General features: G+C 70.9%; 23 protein-coding genes. 17 read left to right on the top strand and 6 right to left on the bottom strand.

The genetic code is table 11. The features are described 5' to 3' along the window. Positions 1-95 precede the first annotated feature (95 nt). Entirely contained in the window at positions 96-1,097 is a 1,002-nt protein-coding gene (locus ACIO3R_RS04550; protein WP_385038376.1) for a TerC family protein, read from the top strand. Between the two features lie 75 nt (positions 1,098-1,172). Here the strand turns inward: ACIO3R_RS04550 and ACIO3R_RS04545 are convergent, their stop codons facing one another. After that, positions 1,173-1,829, bottom strand: coding sequence for an MBL fold metallo-hydrolase (locus ACIO3R_RS04545; protein WP_402103258.1), 657 nt, complete (start codon positions 1,827-1,829; stop codon positions 1,173-1,175). A 10-nt stretch (positions 1,830-1,839) separates the two neighbouring features. Continuing rightward, positions 1,840-2,532, bottom strand: a complete 693-nt coding sequence (locus ACIO3R_RS04540) for a maleylpyruvate isomerase family mycothiol-dependent enzyme (protein ID WP_402103255.1) — start codon at positions 2,530-2,532, stop codon at positions 1,840-1,842. Between the two features lie 175 nt (positions 2,533-2,707). On the opposite strand from ACIO3R_RS04540, the gene uvrA reads away from it, so the two are divergent. Both uvrA and ACIO3R_RS04530 read left to right on the top strand, forming a co-directional pair. Continuing rightward, positions 2,708-5,809 carry an excinuclease ABC subunit UvrA gene (uvrA, locus tag ACIO3R_RS04535; protein ID WP_402103252.1) on the top strand — a complete coding sequence of 1,034 codons (3,102 nt, stop codon included), beginning with the start codon at positions 2,708-2,710 and terminating at the stop codon, positions 5,807-5,809. Positions 5,810-6,058: 249 nt separating this feature from the next. Beyond that, a complete protein-coding gene (locus ACIO3R_RS04530; RefSeq protein ID WP_385041887.1) occupies positions 6,059-6,487 on the top strand; it encodes a Rieske (2Fe-2S) protein in 429 nt (142 codons plus the stop codon). A gap of 52 nt (positions 6,488-6,539) precedes the next feature. Here the strand turns inward: ACIO3R_RS04530 and ACIO3R_RS04525 are convergent, their stop codons facing one another. Beyond that, on the bottom strand, positions 6,540-7,466 hold the full coding sequence (locus ACIO3R_RS04525; RefSeq protein ID WP_385041889.1) for a hypothetical protein: 927 nt from the start codon (positions 7,464-7,466) through the stop codon (positions 6,540-6,542). 226 nt (positions 7,467-7,692) lie between these two features. Here ACIO3R_RS04525 and ACIO3R_RS04520 point away from each other — a divergent pair, with 226 nt between their 5' ends. The 14 genes from ACIO3R_RS04520 to ACIO3R_RS04455 all read left to right on the top strand — a co-directional run bounded on the left by ACIO3R_RS04520 (position 7,693) and on the right by ACIO3R_RS04455 (position 22,531). Further along, positions 7,693-8,304 carry a papain-like cysteine protease family protein gene (locus tag ACIO3R_RS04520; RefSeq protein ID WP_402103247.1) on the top strand — a complete coding sequence of 204 codons (612 nt, stop codon included), beginning with the start codon at positions 7,693-7,695 and terminating at the stop codon, positions 8,302-8,304. Positions 8,305-8,308: 4 nt separating this feature from the next. Continuing rightward, positions 8,309-9,223, top strand: coding sequence for a hypothetical protein (locus tag ACIO3R_RS04515; RefSeq protein WP_402103245.1), 915 nt, complete (start codon positions 8,309-8,311; stop codon positions 9,221-9,223). 153 nt (positions 9,224-9,376) lie between these two features. After that, the gene (uvrC, locus tag ACIO3R_RS04510) at positions 9,377-11,458 is read left to right on the top strand and encodes an excinuclease ABC subunit UvrC (protein WP_402103242.1); all 2,082 of its coding nucleotides are present in this window, start codon (positions 9,377-9,379) and stop codon (positions 11,456-11,458) included. Next, positions 11,455-12,420 carry an RNase adapter RapZ gene (gene rapZ / locus ACIO3R_RS04505; protein ID WP_385036954.1) on the top strand — a complete coding sequence of 322 codons (966 nt, stop codon included), beginning with the start codon at positions 11,455-11,457 and terminating at the stop codon, positions 12,418-12,420. Before uvrC ends, rapZ begins: the two co-directional genes overlap by 4 nt. Continuing rightward, positions 12,417-13,451, top strand: coding sequence for a uridine diphosphate-N-acetylglucosamine-binding protein YvcK (gene yvcK / locus ACIO3R_RS04500; protein ID WP_402103238.1), 1,035 nt, complete (start codon positions 12,417-12,419; stop codon positions 13,449-13,451). The genes rapZ and yvcK overlap by 4 nt, the downstream gene beginning before the upstream one ends. Next, on the top strand, positions 13,442-14,431 hold the full coding sequence (gene whiA, locus ACIO3R_RS04495; protein ID WP_024494235.1) for a DNA-binding protein WhiA: 990 nt from the start codon (positions 13,442-13,444) through the stop codon (positions 14,429-14,431). Before yvcK ends, whiA begins: the two co-directional genes overlap by 10 nt. 257 nt (positions 14,432-14,688) lie before the next feature. After that, positions 14,689-15,699 (top strand): type I glyceraldehyde-3-phosphate dehydrogenase, encoded by a 1,011-nt coding sequence (gap, locus tag ACIO3R_RS04490; protein WP_385036950.1) that lies wholly within the window; start codon positions 14,689-14,691, stop codon positions 15,697-15,699. A gap of 108 nt (positions 15,700-15,807) precedes the next feature. Further along, positions 15,808-17,019: a phosphoglycerate kinase gene (locus ACIO3R_RS04485; protein WP_402103236.1), complete on the top strand. Its 1,212-nt coding sequence runs from the start codon at positions 15,808-15,810 to the stop codon at positions 17,017-17,019. A gap of 6 nt (positions 17,020-17,025) precedes the next feature. Beyond that, positions 17,026-17,802: a triose-phosphate isomerase gene (tpiA, locus tag ACIO3R_RS04480; RefSeq protein ID WP_385036946.1), complete on the top strand. Its 777-nt coding sequence runs from the start codon at positions 17,026-17,028 to the stop codon at positions 17,800-17,802. 113 nt (positions 17,803-17,915) lie between these two features. Further along, positions 17,916-18,152, top strand: coding sequence for a preprotein translocase subunit SecG (secG, locus tag ACIO3R_RS04475; RefSeq protein WP_072483071.1), 237 nt, complete (start codon positions 17,916-17,918; stop codon positions 18,150-18,152). A 108-nt stretch (positions 18,153-18,260) separates the two neighbouring features. Next, complete coding sequence (locus tag ACIO3R_RS04470; RefSeq protein WP_078617917.1) at positions 18,261-18,596, top strand: RNA polymerase-binding protein RbpA; 336 nt, start codon at positions 18,261-18,263, stop codon at positions 18,594-18,596. Positions 18,597-18,841: 245 nt separating this feature from the next. Further along, positions 18,842-20,509 carry a glucose-6-phosphate isomerase gene (pgi, locus tag ACIO3R_RS04465; protein WP_402104199.1) on the top strand — a complete coding sequence of 556 codons (1,668 nt, stop codon included), beginning with the start codon at positions 18,842-18,844 and terminating at the stop codon, positions 20,507-20,509. 4 nt (positions 20,510-20,513) lie between these two features. Beyond that, positions 20,514-21,017 carry a PH domain-containing protein gene (locus ACIO3R_RS04460; protein WP_385036943.1) on the top strand — a complete coding sequence of 168 codons (504 nt, stop codon included), beginning with the start codon at positions 20,514-20,516 and terminating at the stop codon, positions 21,015-21,017. Then, positions 21,014-22,531 carry a PH domain-containing protein gene (locus tag ACIO3R_RS04455; RefSeq protein ID WP_402103232.1) on the top strand — a complete coding sequence of 506 codons (1,518 nt, stop codon included), beginning with the start codon at positions 21,014-21,016 and terminating at the stop codon, positions 22,529-22,531. Before ACIO3R_RS04460 ends, ACIO3R_RS04455 begins: the two co-directional genes overlap by 4 nt. A 92-nt stretch (positions 22,532-22,623) precedes the next feature. Here the strand turns inward: ACIO3R_RS04455 and pgl are convergent, their stop codons facing one another. From pgl to zwf, 3 genes are read right to left on the bottom strand one after another with little or no spacing between them, the layout of a single operon-like run. Further along, positions 22,624-23,400 (bottom strand): 6-phosphogluconolactonase, encoded by a 777-nt coding sequence (pgl, locus tag ACIO3R_RS04450; RefSeq protein WP_402103229.1) that lies wholly within the window; start codon positions 23,398-23,400, stop codon positions 22,624-22,626. Further along, on the bottom strand, positions 23,397-24,419 hold the full coding sequence (gene opcA, locus ACIO3R_RS04445; protein ID WP_402103226.1) for a glucose-6-phosphate dehydrogenase assembly protein OpcA: 1,023 nt from the start codon (positions 24,417-24,419) through the stop codon (positions 23,397-23,399). The genes pgl and opcA overlap by 4 nt, the downstream gene beginning before the upstream one ends. After that, positions 24,416-25,948: a glucose-6-phosphate dehydrogenase gene (zwf, locus tag ACIO3R_RS04440; protein ID WP_363021522.1), complete on the bottom strand. Its 1,533-nt coding sequence runs from the start codon at positions 25,946-25,948 to the stop codon at positions 24,416-24,418. Before zwf ends, opcA begins: the two co-directional genes overlap by 4 nt.

Genomic DNA, 25,948 nt, shown 5'->3' with positions numbered 1-25,948 from the left:
GCGCCGGCCAGGCGCGCAGCCCGCGCGCCCAGGTGGAAGAGACCTCCGGCAGCGACGACGCTGATCAGTAGCCGTAGCGAACTGCCGGAGGCGCAGTGGACGTTTCATGGACCCTCTGGGCGCTGACCATTCTTGGTCTGAGCGCCCTCATCGCCGTCGACTTCTTCATCGGGCGCAAGCCCCATGACGTGTCGACCAAGGAAGCCGGAATCTGGACAGTCGTCTGGATCGCGCTGGCCGCCCTCTTCGGGCTCGGCCTGCTCGTCTTCGGCGAGACCCAGGCCTCGGGCGAGTTCTTCGCCGGCTTCATCACCGAGAAATCGCTGAGTGTCGACAACCTCTTCGTCTTCGTGCTGATCATGGCGAAGTTCTCGGTGCCCTCCCACCTCCAGCAGCGGGTGCTGCTCTTCGGCGTACTGATCGCACTGGTGCTGCGGGCGGTCTTCATCGCCGCGGGCGCCGCGGTCATCGCCAACTTCTCGTGGGTCTTCTACATCTTCGGCGCGTTCCTGATCTTCACCGCCTGGAAGCTCATCCAGGAGGCGCGGTCGGACGACGAGGAAGAGGAGTTCGAGGAGAACCGTCTCCTGAAGACGATCGAGCGCCGCTTCGGTGTCGCCGACAGGTACCACGGCACCAAGCTCTTCATCCGCAACAACGGCAAGCGCGTCCTGACGCCCCTGATGGTCGTCATGCTCGCCATCGGTACCACCGATGTGCTGTTCGCGCTGGACTCGATCCCGGCGATCTTCGGGCTCACCCAGGACCCGTACATCGTCTTCACCGCCAACGCCTTCGCCCTGATGGGTCTGCGGCAGCTGTACTTCCTGATCGGCGGTCTGCTGAAGAAGCTGGTCCACCTCAGCTACGGGCTCTCGGTGATCCTCGGGTTCATCGGCGTCAAGCTGGTGCTGCACGCCCTGCACGAGTCCGGGGTGCACGTCCCCGAGATCTCCATCCCGGTCTCGCTCGGCGTCATCTGCGGCGTGCTGGTGATCACCACGATCACCAGCCTCCTCGCCAACAGGAAGCAGGCCGCGGCGGAGGCCGGGAAGGCCGAGGACGGCGCGGACAAGGGCGCCGGAATCGACGCCTGAAGCGGCCGCGAGGCCCGGTGACGCCCGTGGTGCGGCCCCGGTGACATCCGCTCCGCGGCTGTCACCGGGGCCTCGTCACCAGCCGCGGGCGCGCCACTCGGGCAGCCGCGGACGCTCGTCGCCCAGCGTGGTGTCGTGGCCGTGGCCCGGGTAGACCCAGGTCTCGTCCGGCAGCGGGGCGAAGAGCTTGGTCTCCACATCGTGCAGCAGGCTCACGAACGCCTCGGGGTCCTCGAACGTGTTGCCGACCCCGCCCGGGAAGAGGCAGTCCCCGGTGAACAGGTGCGGAGCGCCCTGCGGGTCGTCGTAGACGAGCGCGATCGACCCCGGTGTGTGCCCGGTCAGATGGCGGGCGGTCAGGGCGACCTGCCCGACCCGGATGGTGTCGTTGTCCTCGACGAGCACATCGGTCGGGACCGCAATCCCCTCGGCGTCGTACCGCCCGGCGTACGTACGCGCGCCCGTGGCCGCCACGACCTCGCCCAGCGCCTGCCAGTGGTCGCCGTGCCGGTGGGTGGTGACGACCGAGGCGATCGAGTCCTCGCCGATCAGCCCCAGCAGGGTGCCGGCGTCGTTGGCCGCGTCGATCAGGAGCTGCTCGCCGGTGGCCCGGCAGCGCAGCAGATAGGCGTTGTTGTTCATCGGGCCGACGGCGACCTTGGAGATCATCAGATCCGTCAGCTCGTGCACGTCCGCCCGCCCGCCGACCTTGACCGCTCCGCTGTACGTCATGCGTCTCAGCCTATAGCGGGGGCAGGGCGGGCAGGGGCTGTCCGCCCTCGACGGTCAGTGCCGACCCGTCGCGGCGACCGCTGAGCCAGCCGAGCAGCTCGGACGCCGTCCCGCGGACGACGGCCGGGGCGCCTTCCTTTCCGCCACCCGTCGTCCAGGACCGGCCCGTGCCGTCGGCCACGCCCGTGGACACGACGTCCGGGTGTCCGGCGAACCGCTCGGCGAGAAAGTCGATCTCCCGGGCGGTGAAATCGTCGGGCAGATCCTCCAGCTCGTACCCCACCCCCAGGTCGACGTGGTGCAGCTCGACCTCGGTGCGGCGGCGGAAGGGGATCCGGGAGGCGGAGTCCGTCACACCGTTGCGCATCGCGACCGTGCGTGACCAGTCGGCCGGGGCCGAGGCCGCCGCCACGAAACGGGCCGCGCTCTCCGTCAGATCCGCGAGCTGCTCGGCCCGGGGCCGGGGGGCGTCGCGCTCGATGTCACGGTCGCGGGTTTCGCTGTCTGCGTACATCGGCCGGCCCTGGAGAACATTTACCAGCGCGTCGGCGTTACGTGAGAGGTGCGCGACGACATGACCCCGGCTCCAGCCCGGCAGTCGCGACGGCGAGGCGAGCGCGGAGTCGTCCAGTTTCTCCGTGGCGCTGAGCAGCCGTCCGGTCGCTTCACGTAGGGCGTCCAGGTCGTGCACGTGATCAATCATGGGGCCGAGCGTAGCCCCGCCACTCATTTGGGTGAAGGAGTCATCAGCCGTCAGTAAATCGAATGCGCGTGCTATACGCTCGGAGTCGAAAGCTCCGTACAACGCTGTGGCACCCCCCATACCCTGGGGCAGGGGCTCAGTTCCCCCGCTTCTCTCTAGAAAGGTGCGGACCGGCGTGGCCGACCGTCTCATCGTCCGTGGCGCTCGCGAGCACAACCTCAAGAACGTCTCGCTCGACCTCCCCCGCGACTCCCTCATCGTCTTCACCGGGCTCTCCGGGTCGGGCAAGTCGTCGCTCGCGTTCGACACGATCTTCGCCGAGGGGCAGCGCCGTTACGTGGAGTCGCTCTCCTCGTACGCCCGGCAGTTCCTCGGTCAGATGGACAAGCCGGACGTCGACTTCATCGAGGGCCTGTCGCCCGCCGTCTCCATCGACCAGAAGTCGACCTCGCGCAACCCGCGCTCGACGGTCGGCACCATCACCGAGGTCTACGACTACCTCCGGCTGCTCTTCGCCAGGATCGGCAAGCCGCACTGCCCCGAGTGCCACCGCCCGATCTCGCGCCAGTCGCCGCAGGCCATCGTGGACAAGGTGCTCGGCCTGCCCGAGGGCAGCCGTTTCCAGGTCCTCTCGCCGCTGGTGCGCGAGCGCAAGGGCGAGTTCGTCGACCTCTTCGCGGATCTCCAGACCAAGGGCTACAGCCGGGCCAGGGTCGACGGCGAGACCATCCAGCTCTCCGAGCCGCCCGCGCTCAAGAAGCAGGAGAAGCACACCATCGAGGTGGTCATCGACCGCCTCACCGTCAAGGACAGCGCCAAGCGCCGGCTGACCGACTCGGTCGAGACCGCGCTGGGCCTCTCCGGCGGCATGGTCGTGCTCGACTTCGTCGACCTCCCCGAGGACGACCCCGAGCGTGAGCGGATGTACTCCGAACACCTCTACTGCCCGTACGACGACCTCTCCTTCGAGGAGCTGGAGCCGCGCTCCTTCTCCTTCAACTCGCCCTTCGGCGCCTGCCCCGACTGCACGGGCATCGGTACGCGGATGGAGGTCGACCCGGAGCTGATCGTCCCGGACGAGGAGAAGTCCCTCGACGAGGGCGCGATCCACCCCTGGTCGCACGGCCACACCAAGGAGTACTTCGGGCGGCAGATCAACGCGCTCGCCGAAGCCCTCGGATTCCGTACGGACATCCCCTGGGCCGGGCTGCCGCAGCGCGCCAAGAAGGCCCTGCTGCACGGCCACAAGATCCAGACCGAGGTCCGCTACCGCAACCGGTACGGGCGCGAGCGCGCCTACACCACCCCCTCCTTCGAGGGCGCGGTGCAGTTCGTCAAGAGGCGGCACTCCGAGGCGGAGAGCGATTCCAGCCGGGAGCGCTTCGAGGGCTACATGCGCGAGGTGCCCTGCCCGACGTGTGAGGGCACCAGGCTCAAGCCGATCGTCCTCGCGGTGACGGTGATGGAGAAGTCCATCGCCCAGGTCGCGGCGATGTCGATCAGCGAGTGCGCCGAGTTCCTCGGCCGGATGAAGCTGAACGCCCGCGACAAGAAGATCGCCGAGCGGGTGCTCAAGGAGGTCAACGAGCGGCTGAAGTTCCTGGTCGACGTCGGCCTGGACTACCTCTCGCTGAACCGCGCGGCCGGCACCCTGTCCGGCGGCGAGGCCCAGCGCATCCGGCTCGCCACCCAGATCGGCTCCGGCCTGGTCGGCGTGCTCTACGTGCTGGACGAGCCGTCCATCGGCCTGCACCAGCGCGACAACCACCGGCTGATCGAGACCCTGGTCCGGCTCCGCGACATGGGCAACACCCTCATCGTCGTCGAGCACGACGAGGACACCATCAAGGTCGCCGACTGGATCGTCGACATCGGCCCCGGCGCCGGTGAGCACGGCGGCAAGGTGGTCCACTCCGGATCGCTCAAGGAGCTGCTGGCCAACGACAAGTCGATCACCGGTCAGTACCTGACCGGCAAGAAGTCGATCGCGATGCCCGACGTCCGGCGTCCCGTCGACCCCTCGCGCCTGCTCACGGTCCACGGCGCCCGGGAGAACAACCTCCAGGACATCGACGTCTCCTTCCCGCTCGGCGTGCTGACCGCCGTGACCGGGGTCTCCGGCTCCGGGAAGTCGACCCTGGTCAACGACATCCTCTACACCCACCTGGCGCGCGAGCTGAACGGCGCCAAGTCGGTCCCCGGCCGGCACACCCGGGTCGACGGGGACGATCTCGTCGACAAGGTGGTGCACGTCGACCAGTCGCCCATCGGCCGTACACCCCGGTCCAACCCGGCCACGTACACCGGTGTCTTCGATCACGTCCGCAGGCTGTTCGCGGAGACGATGGAGGCCAAGGTCCGCGGCTACCTGCCGGGCCGGTTCTCCTTCAACGTCAAGGGCGGCCGCTGCGAGAACTGCTCCGGCGACGGCACCATCAAGATCGAGATGAACTTCCTGCCGGACGTGTACGTCCCGTGCGAGGTCTGCCACGGAGCGCGCTACAACCGGGAGACCCTGGAGGTCCATTACAAGGGCAAGTCCATCGCCGAGGTGCTGGACATGCCGATCGAGGAGGGCCTCGCGTTCTTCGAGGCCGTGCCGACCATCGCGCGGCACCTGCGGACGCTCAACGAGGTCGGCCTCGGATACGTCAGGCTCGGCCAGTCCGCGCCGACGCTCTCCGGCGGTGAGGCACAGCGGGTGAAGCTGGCGAGCGAGCTCCAGAAGCGCTCGACCGGCCGCACGGTGTACGTGCTGGACGAGCCGACCACCGGTCTGCACTTCGAGGACATCTCCAAGCTCATCAAGGTGCTCTCCGGGCTGGTCGACAAGGGCAACACGGTGATCGTCATCGAGCACAACCTCGATGTCGTCAAGACCGCCGACTGGGTCATCGACATGGGCCCCGAGGGCGGCAACGGCGGCGGTCTGGTCATCGCCGAGGGCACCCCGGAGTACGTGGCCGGCGTCCCCGCCAGCCACACCGGAAAGTTCCTCCAGGGCATCCTGGACGCGGACCGGGTCAGCGAGGCGGCGGTTCCCTCCGCCCGTAAGCCGGCCCGCAGGACGGCGGCGAAGAAGGCGGTCGCCGCGCACTCCGCCCCCGCCAGGAAGACGGCGACGGCGAAGGCGCCCCGGAGCACCACGGCGAAGGCCACCGGGACGGCCGCGACCAAGACGGCTGCGACGACGAAGACGGCGAAGAAGCCCGCCGCCAAGAAGCCCGCTGCCAAGAAGACGGCCGCGAAGAAGGCGGCAGGCGCGCGCAAGGCCTGACGGCCGGGCGAGGCGGTGGTTCCCGGCACCGGGAACCACCGCCTCGCCGTGTGTCCGGAGCCGGCCGCCCCGCCTCGGCGCCCCGGCCCGACGGCCGCGGCTCTGACCAGGCACGACCGGGTGCGACCGGGCCGGGCGCAGGGGCGTCCGTCTCCGCCGGTATCGTCGGTTACGTCACCGATGCCTCCGCCGCCTCAGCCGTCCCGGGCACCTCTGGCGCACCTAATCCCTCCGACCAGTGGAGACCGCATGTCCGGCCAGCCCGCCGCCCGCCGTACCGTGCTGAAGGGCGCCGCTCTCGCGGGCGCCGCCGGGCTGGGAGTGGCTGCCTGCTCGACCGACTCGAAGCTCGGGCACGCCCAGACGCCGACCCCCACCGCACCTGTCGAGCTCGGCGCCCCGGACGAGATCCCGGTCGGCCAGTCCAAGCTCTACCGCGAGCAGCGCGTCATCGTCACCTGCCCGGCCAAGGGCCAGTACAAGGCGTTCAGCGCCCAGTGCACCCACGCGGGCTGCCTGCTGGACAAGGTCGAGGAGAACGAGGGGCACTGCCCCTGCCACGGCAGCCTCTTCGACACCACCACCGGCAAGGCCGTGCACGGTCCGGCGACCGTGCCGCTGCCCTCCGTCCCGGTCAGGGTCGAGGGCGGCCGGCTGGTCGCGGGCCCCGACGCCTGAACCGGCCCGGGGCTCCTCGCGTCCTCGCGCCCGGCGGCGACGCCGGCCCGTCTCACTCCCAGTCCCAGTCGATGCCGACCAGACCGGGCCGCACCCCCTGCTCCACCAGATGCACCGTCCGGTGCCGGCCGGTGAGGGTGAGGTCCGTCCGGGCGCCGCGCGGCGCACCCGTGGACACCTGGGCGAAGCGCCGGCACCGCACCGGCAGCGCCTCCTCGTCGAACCGGACCTGGAGCACGTACTGCCCGCCGCCGAAGCTGAAACCGCGCACGTACTCGCCGCACGGCCCTCCCGTACCGTCCTCGAAGCCGTAGCCGAAGAGGTACGTCTCGCCCGCTCGCAGCCGGGTGTCGAAGAGCAGCTCGGCGACCAGGACCCCCGTCTCCGCGTCCCAGCGGACCCGCCCCGTCCGGCAGTTCTCGCGGGCGCTCACCCCGACCCGGGCCGGATCGCAGCCCGGGTCGCCGCGGTACACGGCGAGATAGCGGTCGATCCCGTCGCGGTGGGCGCGCACCACGTGCTGGGAGTTCCGGCGCTGCATCCGGCGGCCGGGCCCGATCCGTACCCGCTCCTGGTGCCCCACCGTGTGCAGCCCGCCGTCCGCGGGCGACTCCATCGCGGTGAGCAGCCGCTCGACCGCGCCGGACGCGTCCACCAGGGAACGGTACGAGCGGGCCGGCGGGCGGTCGGCCTCCGTGCGGGGCTCCCCGGGCCCCAGCAGCCCGAGCAGCGAGTTCCCCGGCAGCCCCAACACCTCTTCCAGCGCCTTCACGGCCCGCAGGGACTCGGGGCGCTGCGGGCGCCTGGCCCCCTGCTGCCAGTAACTCAGGCTGGTCACACCGACCTTGACCCCGCGGTGCGCCAGATGGTGCTGCACCCGCTGGAGCGGCAGCCCGCGCACGGAGAGCGCGGTGCGCAGCGCCAGATGGAACGGGCCGGTGTGCAGCACCTGCGCCAGTTCGGCCTCGGTGTGCTGCATGGGTCCTCCAGGTGAACGTTCACGTCGTGCGGGAGCGGGGCCGCGCCGACGGATGCCGGTCCGCAGGTGGCCAGGGGGAGGCGTTCACGCGTCCGCCCCTGGCGTTCACACCGCGATGTTCCCCCGCATTGAAGCGTGTTGACCCGCTCCCGACAACGGTTGATGCTCCTCGACAGCGTCCGGACGCGCTCCTTGGAACCCCACCCCCCGCCCCGGGAGGACCACCATGCGCAACCGAAGAGTCAGGCCCCGACGGCTGTCGGTCACGGCCGTGCTCGCCGCCCTGCTGCTCGCCGTACCCGCGGCGACCGCCACCGCGTCGGAGCGGAACAGCTCCGCACCCACCGCCACCCTCGCCGCGGCCCAGCGGCTGAACATCACGATGCAGGCCCAGCAGAAGACCAACTGGTGCTGGGCCGCGGCGGGCAACACCGTCGCCGCCTGGTTCGGCCGCAGCCACACCCAGAACGAGTTCTGCAACGCCGCGTTCGGCCGGGCCCAGGGCTACGAGTGCCCCAACTCGCAGGCCTCGCTCGGCAACGTCCAGGACGGTCTGTCCTGGGCGGGCATCAGCCCCGGCTCGTACGTCACCGGCTGGCTGCGCTATCCCACCGTGCAGACCGAGATCGCCGCCGGGAGGCCGGTGGAGACCCGCATCCAGTGGTCCTCCGGCGGCGGTCACATGCACGTGCTGTACGGCTACGACGACGCGAACAGCTGGGTCTACTGGGGCGATCCCTGGCCCTCCGACAACCGCTACAACTGGGCCTCGCACGCCTGGTACGTGAACAACAGCGAGTTCTCCTGGACCCATTCGCTCTACCGGATCGGGGCGTGACGGCATGACCTCCACCGGAGTCCCGGTCCACCCCGCCGCACGTACCGCGCGCTCCGCCGCTGCGGCCCTCGCCGCGGCCGGCGTGCTCGCCGGGTCCGCACTGCTCACCGTCGCCGCCCCGCAGGCGGCCGCCGCCACCGGTCCCGCGGCCACTCCGGCGGCCCTGGCGGCGGCCCACGCGGCCGCCACCGACGCCGCCACCCTGGACACGCTGTCCCGGTTCTTCGCCCGGGAGGGCGCGGTCACCCGGGCTGCGGCCGCGCCGCGGATCGAGGGCGCGGCCGTGCCCGTACGCACCCTGGCCGCGGACTTCGTCGCCGGTGAACCGGGGGCCCCGGTCGCCGGCCTGGACTACCTCGCCAGCACCGCCGTCTCCTCCGACGGGCAGAAGGCGTCCCTGTGGACGCTCCCCGAGCCGGGGAAGGACGGGCGGTGGCAGGTGGTGAACATCGCCACCGGTGACGACGAGGCCCGGTACACGGCCGCGGGCGCCCGCAAACTGCCCGGCGGCACCGTCTTCCGGGAGCCGCAGATCAACGCCTGGTACGTCCAGAAGGGCAGCCGGGTGCTCCCGCTGGACCAGGACGCGGTGCACGCGGTCGGCGCGCGGGGCACCACCCTGGCCGCCTACCGCACCCGGGTGCGCGCCGCGTACGCGGACAAGCTCCCGGGCTCCGGATACGCCCGCTCGGGCCGGGCGGGCGGCTACGGACCCGCCGGAGCGGAACCGGCCGCCGGACACCCCGAGGCCGCCGCCCGGCCGGGACCGGCCATCGCGGCGGACACCGGCGCGGACCGGGGCGCGGACCGGGGCGCGGACACCGCGCTGACGGCCGCCTCCGGGACCGCGGCGGCGGGTGCCGCCGCCCTGCTCGGCCTCTGCGGCGCGAAGGCCCTGCGCCGCCGACGGGCCCGGTGACCGGTCCGGCGAGGCGGGGGCGCGGCTGACCGCCGGAGCCGCCCGCGCCCGATGACCCCGTGCTCCGGGGCGCGTATCCCCACGCGCGCCCCGGAGCACGGCGCCGTCCACGGGCACACCGCGCTGTCACTGCCCACAAGTAGGGTGGGAGACATGGCAGACCCCTCCAGCTACCGCCCCAAGCCGGGACAGATCCCCGACTCCCCGGGGGTCTACAGATTCCGCGACGAACACCGCCGGGTGATCTACGTCGGGAAGGCGAAGAACCTGCGCCAGCGCCTGGCCAACTACTTCCAGGACCTGGCGGGCCTCCACCCGCGTACGCGCACGATGGTGACCACCGCCGCGTCCGTGGAGTGGACCGTCGTCTCCACGGAGGTCGAGGCGCTCCAGCTGGAGTACTCCTGGATCAAGGAGTACGACCCCAGGTTCAACGTCAAGTACCGCGACGACAAGAGCTATCCGTACCTCGCGGTCACGCTCAACGAGGAGTTCCCGCGCGTCCAGGTGATGCGCGGGGCCAAGAAGAAGGGCGTGCGCTACTTCGGTCCGTACGGCCACGCCTGGGCGATCCGCGAGACGGTCGACCTGATGCTGCGGGTCTTCCCCGTCCGCACGTGCTCCGCCGGGGTGTTCAAGAACGCCGCCAGGACCGGCCGCCCCTGCCTCCTCGGCTACATCGGCAAGTGCTCGGCCCCCTGCGTCGGCCGGGTCACCCCGGAGGAGCACCGCGAACTCGCCGACGACTTCTGCGACTTCATGGCCGGCCGCACCGGCGCGTACATCCGCCGCCTGGAGAAGGACATGATGGCGGCGGCCGAGGAGATGGAGTACGAGCGGGCGGCCCGCCTCCGGGACGACGCGGAGGCGCTCAAGCGCGCCATGGAGAAGAGCGCCGTCGTGCTCGCCGACGCCACCGACGCCGACCTCATCGCGGTCGCCGAGGACGAGCTGGAGGCCGCGGTCCAGATCTTCCACGTCCGGGGCGGCCGGGTGCGCGGGCAGCGCGGCTGGGTCACCGACAAGGTGGAGAACGTCGACACCTCCGGACTGGTCGAGCACGCGATCCAGCAGCTGTACGGCGAGGAGGCCGGGGACGCCGTCCCCAAGGAGGTCCTCGTCCCGGCCCTCCCCGAGGACCCCGACGCGGTCTCCCAGTGGCTGGCCGACCGCCGGGGCTCCCAGGTCAGCCTGCGCATCCCGCAGCGCGGCGACAAGAAGGACCTGATGGCCACGGTCCAGCGCAACGCCCTCCAGGCCCTGGGGCTGCACAAGACGAAGCGGGCGTCCGACCTGACGACCCGCTCCCGGGCCCTGGAGGAGATCTCAGAGGCGCTCGGCCTGGACACGGCACCGCTGCGCATCGAGTGCTTCGACATCTCCCACCTCCAGGGCGACGACGTGGTGGCGTCGATGGTGGTCTTCGAGGACGGGCTCGCCCGCAAGGGCGAGTACCGCCGCTTCCAGATCAAGAGCTTCGAGGGACAGGACGACGTCCGCTCGATGCACGAGGTGATCGGCCGGCGCTTCCGGCGCTACCTCCAGGAGAAGGAGCGCACGGGGGAGTGGGAGGAGACCCCGGCGGACACGGACCCCGCGCGGACGGACCCCGCCCGGACCGGCCCCGCGCCCACCGGCCCCACGCCCGCGCACTCCGCGCCGGAAGACCCCGCCCCGGACTCCGCCGCCGAGCCCCGCGAGGACGACGGCCGGCCCAAGCGGTTCGCCTACCCGCCCCAGCTCCTCGTGGTCGACGGCGGCCGGCCCCAGGTCGCCGCGGCCAAGCGGGCGCTGGACGAGCTGGGGATCGACGACATCGCCGTCTGCGGCCTCGCCAAGCGCCTCGAAGAGGTCTGGCTGCCCGATGACGACGACCCGGTGGTCCTGCCCCGCTCCAGCGAGGGCCTCTACCTCCTGCAGCGCATCCGCGACGAGGCCCACCGCTTCGCCATCACCTACCAGCGCGCCAGACGGGCCAAGCGCATCCGCTCCAGCCCTCTGGACGACGTCGCCGGTCTCGGTGAGACCCGGAAGCAGGCCCTGATCAAGCATTTCGGCTCCGTGAAGAAGCTGAGGCAGGCGACAATCGACGAGATCTGCGAGGTTCCGGGGATAGGCCGCAGGACGGCGGAATCAGTGGCCGCCGCGCTGGCCTCGACCACCCCGGCCACGCCTGCCGTGAACACGGCCACAGGAGAGATCATCGAAGAGGACGACGGGGGCAGCAAGACATGACTGAGCGCGAACATGAACAAGGGCACGACCGCACCGACCGAGCAGACGGAGCAGGACACATGAGTACGGGCACCCCGGCCGAGACGGGCGACAGCACGGTGGCCATCCCCGAGCTGGTGATCATCTCCGGCATGTCCGGCGCCGGACGCAGCACCGCGGCCAAGTGCCTGGAGGACCTCGGCTGGTTCGTCGTGGACAACCTGCCGCCCGCGCTGATCCCCACCATGGTGGAGCTCGGCGCCAGGTCCCAGGGCAATGTGGCCCGGATCGCCGTCGTCGTCGACGTACGGGGCCGCCGCTTCTTCGACAACCTCCGGGAGTCCCTCGCGGACCTGGAGGCCAAGGGCGTCACCAGACGGATCGTTTTCCTGGAGTCCTCCGACGACGCGCTGGTCCGCCGCTTCGAGTCGGTCCGGCGCCCGCACCCCCTCCAGGGCGACGGCCGCATCGTCGACGGCATCGCCGCCGAGCGCGACCTGCTGCGCGAGCTGCGCGGCGACGCCGACCTGGTGATCGACACCTCCAGCCTCAACGTCCACGAACTGCGCGCCAAGATGGACGCCCAGTTCGCGGGCGACGAGGAGCCGGAGCTCCGCGCCACGGTGATGTCCTTCGGCTACAAGTACGGGCTGCCGGTCGACGCCGACCTGGTGGTGGACTGCCGGTTCCTGCCCAACCCGCACTGGGTCCCCGAGCTGCGCCCCTTCACCGGGCTCAACGAGGAGGTCTCCGCGTACGTCTTCGACCAGCCGGGCGCCAAGGAGTTCCTCAACCAGTACACGGAGCTGCTCCAGCTCATCGCCGCCGGATACCGCCGCGAGGGCAAGCGCTACGTGACCATCGCCGTGGGCTGCACGGGCGGCAAGCACCGCTCCGTCGCGATGTCGGAGAAGCTCTCCGCCCGGCTGGCCACCGAAGGGATCGAGACCGTGCTCGTACATCGGGACATGGGGCGCGAGTGACCAGCCGCACCATACGGCTGCGCCGGCTGCGCAGGGCCACCTCCGCGCTGTCCGGCCGCAAGCGCGGCGCACAGCCCAAGGTCGTCGCCCTCGGCGGCGGCATGGGGCTGTCCGCCTCCCTGACCGCGCTGCGGCGGATCACCGGTGATCTGACCGCCGTGGTCACCGTCGCCGACGACGGCGGCTCCAGCGGCCGGCTCCGCGAGGAGCTGGGCGTACTGCCGCCCGGCGATCTGCGCAAGGCGCTGGCCGCCCTGTGCGGCGACGACGACTGGGGCCAGACCTGGGCCCAGGTCATCCAGCACCGCTTCCAGTCCAAGGGCGATCTGCACGAGCACGCCGTGGGCAACCTGCTGATCGTCGCCCTGTGGGAGCAGCTCGGCGACCACGTCCAGGCCCTGGACCTGGTCGGCAAGCTCCTCGGGGCGCAGGGCCGGGTGCTCCCGATGTCCGCCGTGCCCCTGGAGCTCCAGGCGCTCGTACGGGGACACGACCCGGAGCGCCCGGACGAGGTGGACACGGTGCGCGGCCAGGCCACCGTGGCGCTCACCCCGGGCGAGGTGCAGTCCGTGCACGTCGTCCCGGCCGACCCGCCGGCCGTCCCCGAGGCGGTCGCCGCGGTCCTGGACGCGGACTGGGTGGTGCTCGGTCCGGGGTCCTGGTTCTCCTCGGTCATCCCCCATCTGCTCGTCCCCGATCTGCTGGACGCGCTGATCGAGACGAAGGCCCGGAAGGTCCTCTCGCTGAACCTCGCGCCGCAACCCGGTGAAACAGATGGCTTCTCTCCGCAGCGTCATTTGGAGGTTTTGGGACGACACGCCCCTAAACTCGCCTTGGACGTGGTGCTGGCCGACGAGGCCGCCGCGCCCGACCGTGAGTCCCTCGCCGATGCCGCGGAACGGCTCGGTGCCGCGGTCGAGCTGGCGCCGGTTGCCTCACCCGACGGCGTTCCGGTTCACGATCCGGAGCTGTTGGCCGCCGCGTACGACCGTATTTTTCGGATGCATGGAAGGATCGGCCCATGGCGATGACGCCAGCGGTGAAGGACGAAATCTCTCGGCTTCCCGTAACCCGGACCTGCTGCAGGAAGGCAGAAGTCTCGGCGATTCTTCGGTTCGCGGGTGGGCTGCACCTGGTGAGCGGCCGGATTGTGATCGAGGCGGAGCTGGACACCGCGATGGCGGCGCGCCGGCTGAAGCGGGACATTCTCGAAATCTTCGGGCACAGCTCGGAGCTGATCGTGATGGCCCCCGGCGGGCTGCGGCGCGGCTCCCGCTATGTCGTACGGGTGGTGGCGGGCGGCGACCAGCTGGCCCGCCAGACGGGTCTGGTGGACGGCCGCGGCCGTCCCATCCGCGGGCTTCCCCCGCAGGTGGTCTCGGGGGCCACCTGCGATGCCGAGGCCGCCTGGCGCGGGGCCTTCCTGGCACACGGCTCGCTCACCGAGCCGGGGCGCTCCTCCTCGCTGGAGGTGACCTGCCCGGGGCCGGAGGCGGCGCTCGCGCTGGTCGGTGCCGCCCGGCGGCTCTCCATCGCGGCGAAGGCCCGCGAGGTGCGCGGCGTGGACCGGGTCGTCGTCCGCGACGGCGACGCGATCGGCGCCCTGCTCACCCGGCTGGGTGCCCATGAGTCGGTGCTCGCCTGGGAGGAGCGGCGGATGCGGCGCGAGGTCCGCGCCACCGCCAACCGCCTCGCGAACTTCGACGACGCCAACCTGCGCCGCTCGGCCAGGGCCGCGGTGGCCGCGGGTGCCCGGGTGGGGCGCGCGCTGGAGATCCTGGGCGAGGAGGTGCCCGAGCACCTCGCGGCGGCCGGACGGCTGCGCATGGAGCACAAGCAGGCCTCCCTGGAGGAGCTGGGCGCCCTCGCCGATCCGCCGCTGACCAAGGACGCCGTCGCGGGCCGCATCCGCCGGCTCCTGGCGATGGCCGACAAGCGGGCCCAGGACCTGGGTATCCCGAGCACGGAATCCACCCTCAGCGAAGAGCTGGCCGACGGCCTGGTCGGCTGATCGGGCCCCCGCCGGCGGACCTGAGCAGGAACGCGCCACGTTCCCGGGGGCGTTGACACTGCGTAGTCGTCGCAGCGGGCGGGGGAGGGCAACCGGAGGCCCGTACTCCTACTGGGGAGTACGGGTCCCCGCCGCCCCTCCCGCCCCGCTCGATGTCACTCCCGGGGCCTCGGAGGGGTAGTGTCGTAGGCGGTCGGGGACATCCCATACAACTCGCCGGCGTCGAAAACCGGCGTACCTAACGAGGAGATCGGTTCGTGACGATCCGCGTAGGCATCAACGGCTTTGGCCGCATCGGTCGTAACTACTTCCGCGCGCTGCTGGAGCAGGGTGCGGACATCGAGATCGTGGCTGTCAACGACCTGGGTGACACTGCGACCACGGCTCACCTGCTGAAGTACGACACCATTCTGGGTCGTCTCAAGGCCGAGGTCAGCCACACCGCCGACACCATCACCGTCGACGGCCACACCATCAAGGTGCTTTCCGAGCGCAACCCGTCGGACATTCCGTGGGGCGAGCTGGGCGTCGACATCGTGATCGAGTCGACCGGCATCTTCACCAAGAAGGCCGACGCCGCCAAGCACATCGCCGGCGGCGCCAAGAAGGTCCTCATCTCGGCTCCGGCCAAGGACGAGGACATCACCATCGTGATGGGCGTCAACCAGGACAAGTACGACGCGGCCAACCACCACGTCATCTCCAACGCCTCCTGCACCACCAACTGTGTGGCGCCGATGGCCAAGGTTCTCGACGAGAACTTCGGCATCGTCAAGGGCCTGATGACGACGGTCCACGCGTACACGAACGACCAGCGGATCCTGGACTTCCCGCACTCGGACCTGCGCCGTGCCCGCGCCGCCGCCGAGAACATCATTCCGACCACGACGGGTGCCGCCAAGGCGACCGCTCTGGTCCTCCCGCAGCTCAAGGGCAAGCTCGACGGCATCGCGATGCGTGTCCCGGTCCCGACCGGTTCCGCCACCGACCTCGTCGTGACCCTGGAGCGCGAGGTCACCAAGGACGAGGTCAACGCCGCGTTCAAGAAGGCCTCCGACGACGGCGACCTCAAGGGCTTCCTGACGTACACCGAGGACCCGATCGTGTCCTCGGACATCGTCGGTGACCCGTCGTCCTGCACCTTCGACTCCTCCCTGACCATGGTCCAGGAGGGCAACACGGTGAAGATCCTCGGCTGGTACGACAACGAGTGGGGCTACTCCAACCGCCTCGTCGACCTGACCGTTTTCGTCGGCAGCCAGCTCTGACCTTCGAACCGGCAGGCACCTCGATGTGAGTACGGGGCTCGAACAGCGCAATGAAGCGCAGTTCGAGCCTCGTTGCATGCTCTCTCGTCCCTCCAAGGAGTCCAGAAGATGAAGACCATCGACGAACTTCTCGCCGAAGGGGTCACCGGCAAGCGCGTATTCGTCCGGGCCGACCTCAACGTGCCGCTCAGCGGCACCACCATCACCGACGACGGCCGCATCCGCGCCGTCCAGCCGACCGTGGAGAAGCTGGCCGCGGCCGGTGCCCGGGTCGTCGTCGCCTCGCACCTGGGCCGCCCCAAGGGCGCCCCGGACCCGGCGTTCTCGCTGGCGCCCGCGGCCACCCGGCTCGGTGAACTGCTCGGGACCGACGTGGCCTTCGCGACCGACACGGTCGGCGAGTCCGCCCGCGCCACGGTCGCCGCTCTCCGTGACGGCGAGGTCGCCGTCATCGAGAACCTCCGCTTCAACGCCGGCGAGACGTCGAAGGACGACGCCGAGCGCGGCGCGTTCGCCGACCAGCTGGCCGAGCTCGCCGACGTGTACGTGGGTGACGGCTTCGGCGCCGTGCACCGCAAGCACGCCTCGGTCTTCGACCTCCCGGCCCGGCTGCCACACGCGGCGGGCGACCTGATCGCCACCGAGGTCGGCGTCCTGAAGAAGCTCACCGACGACGTGCGGCGGCCCTACGCGGTCGTGCTCGGCGGCGCCAAGGTCTCCGACAAGCTCGGCGTCATCGACCACCTCCTGGAGCGGGCCGACCGCATCCTCATCGGCGGCGGCATGGCGTACACCTTCCTCAAGGCCCAGGGCCACGAGGTCGGCAGCTCGCTGCTCCAGGAGGACCAGATCCCGGTCGTGCTGGAGTACCTCAAGCGCGCCGAGGAGAAGGGCGTGGAGTTCGTGCTCCCCGTCGACGTCGTGGTCGCCCCGGCGTTCCCCGACCTCAAGACCAAGGCCCCGGCCCACCCCACCACCGTCGCCGCCGACGCCATGCCGGCCGGCCAGATGGGGCTGGACAACGGTCCGGAGACCAACAAGCTCTACGCATCGAAGCTCGCCGACGCGGCCACCGTCTTCTGGAACGGCCCGATGGGCGTCTTCGAGCACCCCGATTTCGCCGAGGGCACCAGGGCGGTCGCCCAGGCCCTCGTCGACTCGTCCGGCTTCAGCGTGGTCGGCGGTGGCGACTCCGCCGCGGCCGTCCGCATCCTGGGCTTCGACGAGAACGCGTTCGGACACATCTCGACCGGTGGCGGCGCCAGCCTCGAATACCTTGAGGGCAAGACGCTTCCCGGCCTCGCCGCACTGGAGGACTGACCTTTCATGACCACCCGCACCCCGCTGATGGCGGGCAACTGGAAGATGAACCTCAACCACCTTGAGGCCATCGCTCACGTCCAGAAGCTCTCCTTCGCCCTGGCCGACAAGGACTACGACGCCGTCGAGGTCGCCGTCCTGCCGCCCTTCACCGACCTGCGTTCCGTGCAGACGCTGGTCGACGGCGACAAGCTGAAGATCAAGTACGGCGCCCAGGACATCTCGGCGCACGACTCCGGCGCGTACACCGGTGAGATCTCCGGTGCCATGCTCGCCAAGCTGAAGTGCACCTACGTCGCCGTCGGACACAGCGAGCGCCGCCAGTACCACGCCGAGACCGACGAGGTCTGCAACGCCAAGGTGAAGGCCGCGTACCGGCACGGCCTGACCCCGATCCTCTGCGTCGGCGAGGGCCTGGACATCCGCAAGGCCGGAGAGCAGGTCTCCCACACGCTCGCCCAGCTCGACGGCGCGCTGAAGGACGTCCCGGCCGAGCAGGCCGAGTCCATCGTGATCGCCTACGAGCCGGTCTGGGCCATCGGCACCGGCGAGGTCGCCACCCCCGAAGACGCGCAGGAGGTCTGCGGTGCGATCCGCGGCCGTCTCGCGGAGCTGTACTCGCAGGAGCTGGCCGACGCGGTCCGCATCCAGTACGGCGGCTCGGTCAAGTCCGGCAACGTCGCCGCGATCATGGCGCAGCCCGATGTGGACGGCGCGCTGATCGGTGGCGCCGCGCTGGACACCGACGAGTTCGTCAAGATCGTCCGCTTCCGCGACCAGTGAGTATGCGGTAGCGCGGATCCGTCGTACCCTTGCGGGGGCCGAGGAGGGCACAGCCTCCCGGCCCCCGTTGTTCGCATACGCAGTCCAGGAATTCCGGAAAGTAGGGACCAGCCGTGATTTTGGCGTTCGAGATCGCCCTGATCGTCTTCAGCCTGCTGCTGATGCTGCTGGTGCTGATGCACAAGGGAAAGGGCGGCGGTCTCTCCGACATGTTCGGTGGCGGCATGCAGTCGTCCGTCGGTGGCTCCTCGGTCGCCGAGCGCAACCTCGACCGGATCACCGTCGTGGTCGGTCTGGGCTGGTTCGCATGCATTGTGGTGCTTGGTCTGCTCATCAAGCTGGACAACTGACCCGTCGTACGCGATTCCTGTGAGGGTGTAACTCCAATCACTGGACGCGCGTTGGGCCTTACGTAGACTGGGGCATCTTCGAGCACCATCACGCAGGGAGTTACGACCGTGGCAAGTGGCAACGCGATCCGGGGAAGCCGGGTCGGAGCGGGGCCGATGGGGGAGGCCGAGCGCGGCGAGTCCGCGCCACGCGCCCGCATCTCCTTCTGGTGCTCGAACGGGCACGAGACGCAGCCGAGCTTCGCCCATGACGCGCAGGTACCGGAGACCTGGGACTGCCCGCGCTGTGGCTTCCCGGCCGGCCAGGACCGCGACAGCCCGCCGGACCCGCCGCGCACCGAGCCGTACAAGACGCACCTCGCGTACGTGCGCGAGCGGCGCAGCGACGAGGACGGCGAGGCGATTCTCGCCGAGGCCCTCGCGAAACTCCGCGGCGAGATCTAGGGCCCTTCGTTTGGATCACGCTGGGCTCGCGGGGCCTGGCCCCGCTCCCTGATCCAGCCTGATCCGAACGGAAGACCTGGTTCGCGTTCCAGAAGTTGTTCACCGGCCGGACACCCCCAGGGTGCCCGGCCGGAATGCTTCCGCCGTGCCGCAGCCCGCCGCCGTCCCGTCCGTCCTCCTGATCAATTAAGTTGGTGGGGCAGCGGGGAACTGCGGTGACGAGGAGAAGTGGGCTGATGTCCGGGATGAACGCACAAAGTCGAACCAGGCTCAACCAGACGCCGGAATGGACGGCGCTGGGAAAGCACCGTGAGCAGTTCGGGACGACCCATCTGCGCGAGCTGTTCGCGGACGATCCGGAGCGCGGCACCGGATACACGCTGCGGGTCGGTGACCTGTACATCGACTACTCCAAGCAGCTGGTCACCGACGAGACGCTCCGGCTGCTCCGCGAGCTCGCCGGGGCCACCGGGGTCGCCGCGCTGCGGGACGCGATGTTCCGCGGCGACAAGATCAACACCACCGAGGACCGCGCCGTCCTGCACACCGCGCTGCGTGCCCCGCGCGACGCCGTGATCGAGGTCGACGGCGAGAACGTGGTGCCCGCCGTGCACGCGGTGCTCGACAAGATGGCCGCCTTCTCGGAGCGCGTCAGGTCCGGCGAGTGGACCGGTCACACCGGCAAGCCGATCAAGAACGTCGTCAACATCGGTATCGGCGGCTCCGACCTGGGCCCCGCGATGGCGTACGAGGCGCTGCGCTCCTTCACGGACCGCTCGCTGACCGTCCGCTTCGTCTCCAACGTCGACGGCGCCGACCTCCACGAGGCCCTGCAGGGTCTCGACCCGGCCGAGACGCTCTTCGTCATCGCGTCGAAGACCTTCACCACGATCGAGACGATCACCAACGCCACCTCCGCCCGCGACTGGCTGCTGACCGGTCTGAGGGCCGGTCAGGACGCGGTGGCCAAGCACTTCGTGGCGCTGTCGACGAACGGCGAGAAGGTCGCGGACTTCGGTATCGACACCGCGAACATGTTCGAGTTCTGGGACTGGGTCGGCGGCCGCTACTCGTACGACTCCGCCATCGGCCTCTCGCTGATGATCGCCATCGGCCCGGACCGGTTCCGCGAGATGCTCGACGGCTTCCACCTCGTCGACGAGCACTTCCGCACCGCCCCGGCCGAGGAGAACGCCCCGCTGCTGCTGGGGCTGCTCGGCGTCTGGTACGGCGCGTTCTTCGACGCCCAGTCGCACGCCGTGCTCCCCTACAGCCACTACCTTTCCAAGTTCACCGCGTACCTCCAGCAGCTGGACATGGAGTCCAACGGCAAGTCCGTGGACCGCGACGGCAACCCGGTGGACTGGCAGACCGGACCGGTCGTCTGGGGCACCCCCGGCACCAACGGGCAGCACGCGTACTACCAGTTGATCCACCAGGGCACGAAGGTCATCCCGGCCGACTTCATCGGCTTCGCGGAGCCGGTCGACGGTCTGCTGCCCGGACTGGTCGCCCAGCACGACCTGCTGATGGCCAACTTCTTCGCCCAGACCCAGGCGCTGGCCTTCGGCAGGACACCGGACGAGGTGCGCGCCGAGGGCGTCGCCGAGGAGCTGGTGCCGCACAAGACGTTCCGCGGCAACCACCCGACCACGACGATCCTCGCGGACCGGCTGACCCCCTCGGTGCTCGGCCAGCTGATCGCGCTGTACGAGCACAAGGTCTTCGTCCAGGGCGCCGTCTGGAACATCGACTCCTTCGACCAGTGGGGTGTCGAACTGGGCAAGGTCCTCGCCAAGAAGATCGAGCCGTTGCTGACCGAGGACGAGGCGGCCGAGCGCGAGGCCGCCGAGCGGCTGGACAGCTCGACCGCCGCGCTCGTCGCCGCGTACCGCGAGCGCAGGGGGCGCTGAGCCCATGTCCACGGGGGAGGGGACAGTACGGCTGCGGCCGCCGGTCCACACGCTGGACCCGCGGGTCGTCGGCTGGTGGCGGACCCGGTGGCTGCTGCTGACCGCCGGTCCGGTGGTGGTCCTGGCCGTGCTGGGCGTGTTCCTCACGTCCGCCCGGTTCTGGCTGCTGCTCTGCGCCGCGGTCCTGGCGGCCGTCGGCGCCGGCTGCGCCGTCCTGCTCCCCCTGTGGTGGTTCCGCAACCACCGCTGGGAGGTCACCGACGAGGCGGTGTACGTCCGCACGGGGGTGCTGTGGCAGGAGTGGCGGATCGCGCCGATGTCCCGGATCCAGACCGTGGACACCGTGCGCGGCCCCCTCGAACAGCTCTACCGGCTCGCCACGGTCACCGTCACCACCGCCTCCGCCAAGGGCGCGGTCCGGATCGAGGGCCTCGACCACGAGCTGGCGGCCGAGCTCGCCGAGCGGCTGACCCGGATCACCCAGGACACCCCCGGGGACGCCACATGAGCACGGCCGCCCCGGCCGGGGACTGGCGGTCCCTCGACCGGCGCACGGTCCTGCTCACCGCGGTCGTCACCGCCGGGGTCGCGGCCGGAGCCGCCGTGCCGACCACGCTCGGGCTCTCCGGACGCCTCGGCTTCGGCCCCGCCGTCGCCTGGGTGCTGACGGGCGCCGCCCTCCTGATCGCCTCCGGCGCGGGCGCCGACTACATACGCTGGCGCCGCACCCGGTACCGGGTCGGCGCCGACCGCGTCGAACTCCACACCGGCCTGCTGCTGGTCAAGAAGCGCTCGCTGGCGCGCGAACGCATCCGGAGCGTCGACCTCACCGCCCATCTGCTCCAGCGCGTCCTCGGGCTCGTCACCGTCCGGATCGGCACCGGTGAGCACGCCGGCGGCGAATCCACCCTGGAGCTCGACCCGGTCCTGCGGGCCGAGGGCGAACGCCTGCGCCGCGCCCTCCTGGAGCGCGGCCTCGCCGCCACCTCCGGCAGCCACCGCGAGGGCGAACTCGTCTCCCTCGACCCGCGCTGGATCCGCTACGCACCGGTCTCGTTCGTCGCACCCGCGCTCGGCGGAGCGGCGGCCGGGGCCGTGCTTCAGGTCAGCGACTGGTTCGGGGCGCAGGGCCAGGTCATCGAATGGGTCGGTGACCGCTACCGGGAGACCTCCCTGCTCTCGGTGATCGTGCTCCTCGCCGTCGCCGGGGTACTCGCCGGGGTCGTCGGCGCGCTGGGCCTCTGGGTCGAGATGTGGTGGAACTACCGCCTCGAACGCGAACCCGGCGGCACCCTGCGGATCCGGCGCGGACTGCTCACCTCCCGGTCCGTCTCCATCGAGGAGCGCCGGCTGCGCGGCGTCGACCTCGTCGAGCCGCTCGGCGTCCGGCTGCTGGGCGCCGCCCGGGTCGACGCCATCACCACCGGCCTGGCCAAGGACGACGAGGAGCAGCACGGCGACCACAACACCCTGCTGCCCGCCGCGCCCCGGCCGGTCGCCGGTGCCGTCGCCGCCGCCGTGCTCCGCGAGACCGTGTCCCCGACCGGCGCCCCACTGACCGCGCACCCCGTCACCGCCCGTGGCCGGCGGCTGCGCCGGGCCTTCTGGGCGGTTCTCGGCCCGGTCCTCGTCCTCGCACTGCTCGGCGCCCTGCTGACGCCCGTCCTGCTCTGGATCGCGCTCGGCTGCGCTGCCGTCGGCCTCCCCGTGGGGGTGCTGCTGGCCCGGGACGCCTACCGCGGCCTCGGCCACGCCCTCAGCGGCGGATACCTGGTGACCCGCTCGGGCGCGCTGCGCCGCTCCACGGCCGCGCTGGAACGGGCCGGGGTGATCGGCTGGACGGTGCGCCAGTCGTACTTCCAGCGGCGGGCCGGGCTGCTGAACATCACCGCCACGACGGCCGCCGGAGCGGGCGAGTACACGGTGTACGACGCGGACGCGGCCGAGGGGCTGGACTTCGCCTCCGAGGCCGTCCACGGCCTCCTGGAACCCTTCCTGGAACGGGTCCCGGCGGCGGAGTGAGCCCGGTGCGGCGCGGGGGAGCCCTTCACGCCGCGGGCCCGGTCCGCTCCGAGGAGCAGGCCGGGCCCGCGGGTACTGCCACTGACGTCCGCTCAGGCGGAGGAGAGGGCGCGCGGCAGCCGGGACGCCGCCGCCGCGTCCAGCAGCCACAGCGTGCGGGCGCGTCCGTAGGCGCCCGCCGCCGGGGCCTGGATCTCCCCGGCACCCGACAGGGCGATGGCCGCGGCCTCCGCCTTGTCCTCGCCCGCCGCGAGCAGCCACACCTCGCGGGCCGACCGGATGGCCGGCAGCGTGAGCGTGACCCGGACGGGCGGCGGCTTGGGCGCCCCGTGCACACCGACGACGGTGCGCTCGGTCTCCCGTACCGCGGGCAGCTCGGGGAAGAGCGACGCGACATGGGTGTCCGGGCCGACGCCCAGCATCAGCACGTCGAACACCGGCACCGGACCGTGGTCCTCCGGACCGGCCGCGGCGGCCAGTTCGGCGGCGTACGCGGCCGCGGCGGCATCGACGTCCCGCCCGTACGCGCCGTCGGAAGCGGGCATCGCGTGCACCCGGGACGGGTCCAGCGGCACCGAGTCCAGCAGGGCCTCACGGGCCTGCGTGACATTGCGCTCCGGATCGCCCTCGGGCAGGAACCGCTCGTCGCCCCACCACAGGTCGAGCCGCGACCAGTCGACCGCGTCCCGGGCGGGTGCCTGGGCGAGCGCGGCCAGCAGACCGTTGCCGTTGCGTCCGCCGGTGAGCACCACGGAGGCATGACCGCGGGCGGCCTGGGCGTCCACGACCTTCGTGATCAGCCGGGCCGCCGCGGCCTGTGCCATCAGCTCCTTGTCGCGGTGCACGACGAGCTGGGGGACGACGCTCACTTCGAGGCCGCCTTCTTCGCCGCCGTCTTCTTGGCCGGGGCGGCGGGCGCGGTGGAGGACTCGGCCGGCTTGGCGGCCGCCTTGGGCGCTGCGGTTTCCCCGAGCCGTTCCACGCCGAACTTCACCGAGGACTCGTAGGTGTTGTCCGGGTCGAGCCGGCGCAGCTCCTCGGCCAGCAGCTCCGCGGTCTCACGGCGCTTGAGCGCCACCGCGCGGTCCGGCTGCCCCACCATGGAGAGCGTGGCCAGCGAACCGTCGGCCCGGTCCAGCACGATCGTGCCGTTCTTGGTCTCCATCCGGACGGCCGTCAGACCCGGGCCGCCCGACATGGTGCGTTCCACCGGAACCTGGAGCCGGTCCGCGAGCCACATGGCCAGCAGTTCGCAGCTCGGGTTCTCGGACTCGCCCTCGACCGTGGCCGAGACGACGTCCACGGCCTGCTGGTCGAGCGCGGCCGCCAGCATCGAGCGCCACGGCGTGATCCGGGTCCAGGCCAGATCGGTGTCGCCGGGGGTGTACGACTTCGCGCGCACCGCCAGTTCGGCGCTCGGGTGCTCCGCCGAGTACGCGTCCGTGATCCGGCGCTGGGCGAGCGCGCCCAGCGGGTCCTTCGCCGGATCGGGGGGCGCCGCCTCCGGCCACCAGACCACGACCGGCGCGTCGGGCAGCAGCAGGGGAAGGACCACCGACTGCGCGTGGTTGGCCAGTTCGCCGTGGAGCCGCAGCACCACGGTCTCGCCGGTGCCCGCGTCGGAGCCGACCCGGACCTCGGCGTCCAGCCGGGCGTCGCGCCGGCTGCGCGGCGAACGGCTGACCCGCTTGATCACCGCGATGATCCGCGAGGGGTGTTCGCGCGAGGCGTCGCCCGCCGACTTGAGCGCGTCGTACGCGTTCTCCTCGTCGGTGACGATGACCAGCGTGAGGACCATGCCGATCGCCGGGGTGCCGATGGCACGGCGGGCCGACACGAGCGCCTGGTTGATCTTGCTGGAAGTGGTTTCCGTGAGATCGATCTTCATGGCCGGCGCCAGCTCCGTCCGTCTCGTGCGAGCATCTCGTCGGCCTCGGCCGGGCCCCAGGTGCCCGACGAGTACTGCGCGGGCTTGCCGTGCTTGTCCCAGTACTCCTCGATCGGGTCGAGGATGTCCCAGGAGAGTTCGACCTCCTGGTGGCGGGGGAAGAGGTTGGCGTCGCCGAGCAGCACATCGAGGATGAGCCGCTCGTACGCCTCCGGGCTGGACTCCGTGAAGGACTCGCCGTAGGCGAAGTCCATCGTGACGTCCCGGACCTCCATCGAGGTGCCGGGCACCTTGGAGCCGAACCGCACGGTCACGCCCTCGTCCGGCTGGACCCGGATGACCAGGGCGTTGCTGCCCAGCTCCTCGGTCGCGCCGGACTCGAAGGGCAGGTACGGGGCGCGCTTGAAGACGATCGCGATCTCGGTGACCCGGCGGCCGAGCCGCTTTCCGGTCCGGAGATAGAACGGCACGCCCGCCCAGCGGCGGTTGTTGATCGTCAGCTTGATCGCGGCGAAGGTGTCGGTCTTCGACTTGGGGTCGATACCGTCCTCCTCCAGGTAGCCGAGGACTTCCTCGCCGCCCTGCCACGCGTGCGCGTACTGGCCGCGCACGGTGTGCTTGCCGAGGTCGTCCGGCAGCTCGACGGCCGTGAGCACCTTCAGCTTCTCGGCGACCAGCGCCTTCGGGTGGAAGGAGCCGGGCTCCTCCATCGCGGTCAGCGCCAGCAGCTGGAGCAGGTGGTTCTGGATGACGTCACGGGCGGCGCCGATGCCGTCGTAGTAGCCGGCCCGGCCGCCGATGCCGATGTCCTCGGCCATCGTGATCTGCACGTGGTCCACGTACGAACGGTTCCAGATCGGCTCGAACATCGTGTTGGCGAACCGCAGCGCCAGGATGTTCTGGACCGTCTCCTTGCCCAGGTAGTGGTCGATCCGGAAGACCTCGTTGGGCGGGAACACGTCGTGCACGAGCTGGTTGAGCTCCTGCGCGCTCTTCAGGTCGTGGCCGAAGGGCTTCTCGATGACGGCACGCCGCCAGGAACCCTCCTTCTGGTCGGCGAGCCCGTGCTTCTTGAGCTGCTGGACGACCTTGGGGAAGAACTTCGGCGGCACGGAGAGGTAGAAGGCGAAGTTGCCGCCCGTCCCCTGCGCCTTGTCGAGCTCCTGGATGGTCGCCTTCAGGGTCTCGAAGGCGTCGTCGTCGTCGAAGGTGCCCTGGACGAAGCGCATCCCCTGGATGAGCTGCTGCCAGACCTCTTCACGGAACGGGGTACGGGCGTGCTGCTTGACGGCGTCGTGGACCTCCTGGGCGAAGTCCTCGTCCTGCCATTCGCGGCGCGCGAAACCGATGAGCGAGAAGCCCGGCGGCAGCAGGCCGCGATTGGCCAGGTCGTAGACGGCGGGCATCAGCTTTTTACGGGACAAATCGCCCGTGACGCCAAAGATGACCAGGCCCGACGGCCCCGCGATGCGCGGGAGCCGTCGATCCTGGGCGTCACGGAGCGGGTTGGCTCCGGGAACACCAGACAA

It is taken from the genome of Streptomyces sp. NPDC087428 (genome assembly GCF_044744085.1).
Lineage (GTDB): Bacteria > Actinomycetota > Actinomycetes > Streptomycetales > Streptomycetaceae > Streptomyces.
Note: the sequence above shows the minus strand (reverse complement) of the source record. Positions and strands in the feature narration are given on the sequence as shown.

Excerpts from the sequence above, each read along its gene's own strand:
- ACIO3R_RS04525 (WP_385041889.1), bottom strand. The coding sequence starts at position 7,466 with ATGCAGCACACCGAGGCCGAACTGGCGCAGGTGCTGCACACCGGCCCG.
- ACIO3R_RS04540 (WP_402103255.1), bottom strand. The coding sequence starts at position 2,532 with ATGATTGATCACGTGCACGACCTGGACGCCCTACGTGAAGCGACCGGA.
- ACIO3R_RS04455 (WP_402103232.1), top strand. The coding sequence starts at position 21,014 with ATGAGCACGGCCGCCCCGGCCGGGGACTGGCGGTCCCTCGACCGGCGC.
- pgi (WP_402104199.1), top strand. The coding sequence starts at position 18,842 with ATGAACGCACAAAGTCGAACCAGGCTCAACCAGACGCCGGAATGGACG.
- opcA (WP_402103226.1), bottom strand. The coding sequence starts at position 24,419 with ATGAAGATCGATCTCACGGAAACCACTTCCAGCAAGATCAACCAGGCG.
- ACIO3R_RS04520 (WP_402103247.1), top strand. The coding sequence starts at position 7,693 with ATGCGCAACCGAAGAGTCAGGCCCCGACGGCTGTCGGTCACGGCCGTG.
- ACIO3R_RS04530 (WP_385041887.1), top strand. The coding sequence starts at position 6,059 with ATGTCCGGCCAGCCCGCCGCCCGCCGTACCGTGCTGAAGGGCGCCGCT.
- ACIO3R_RS04485 (WP_402103236.1), top strand. The coding sequence starts at position 15,808 with ATGAAGACCATCGACGAACTTCTCGCCGAAGGGGTCACCGGCAAGCGC.
- tpiA (WP_385036946.1), top strand. The coding sequence starts at position 17,026 with ATGACCACCCGCACCCCGCTGATGGCGGGCAACTGGAAGATGAACCTC.
- whiA (WP_024494235.1), top strand. The coding sequence starts at position 13,442 with ATGGCGATGACGCCAGCGGTGAAGGACGAAATCTCTCGGCTTCCCGTA.
- rapZ (WP_385036954.1), top strand. The coding sequence starts at position 11,455 with ATGACTGAGCGCGAACATGAACAAGGGCACGACCGCACCGACCGAGCA.
- uvrC (WP_402103242.1), top strand. The coding sequence starts at position 9,377 with ATGGCAGACCCCTCCAGCTACCGCCCCAAGCCGGGACAGATCCCCGAC.
- ACIO3R_RS04460 (WP_385036943.1), top strand. The coding sequence starts at position 20,514 with ATGTCCACGGGGGAGGGGACAGTACGGCTGCGGCCGCCGGTCCACACG.
- ACIO3R_RS04515 (WP_402103245.1), top strand. The coding sequence starts at position 8,309 with ATGACCTCCACCGGAGTCCCGGTCCACCCCGCCGCACGTACCGCGCGC.
- ACIO3R_RS04545 (WP_402103258.1), bottom strand. The coding sequence starts at position 1,829 with ATGACGTACAGCGGAGCGGTCAAGGTCGGCGGGCGGGCGGACGTGCAC.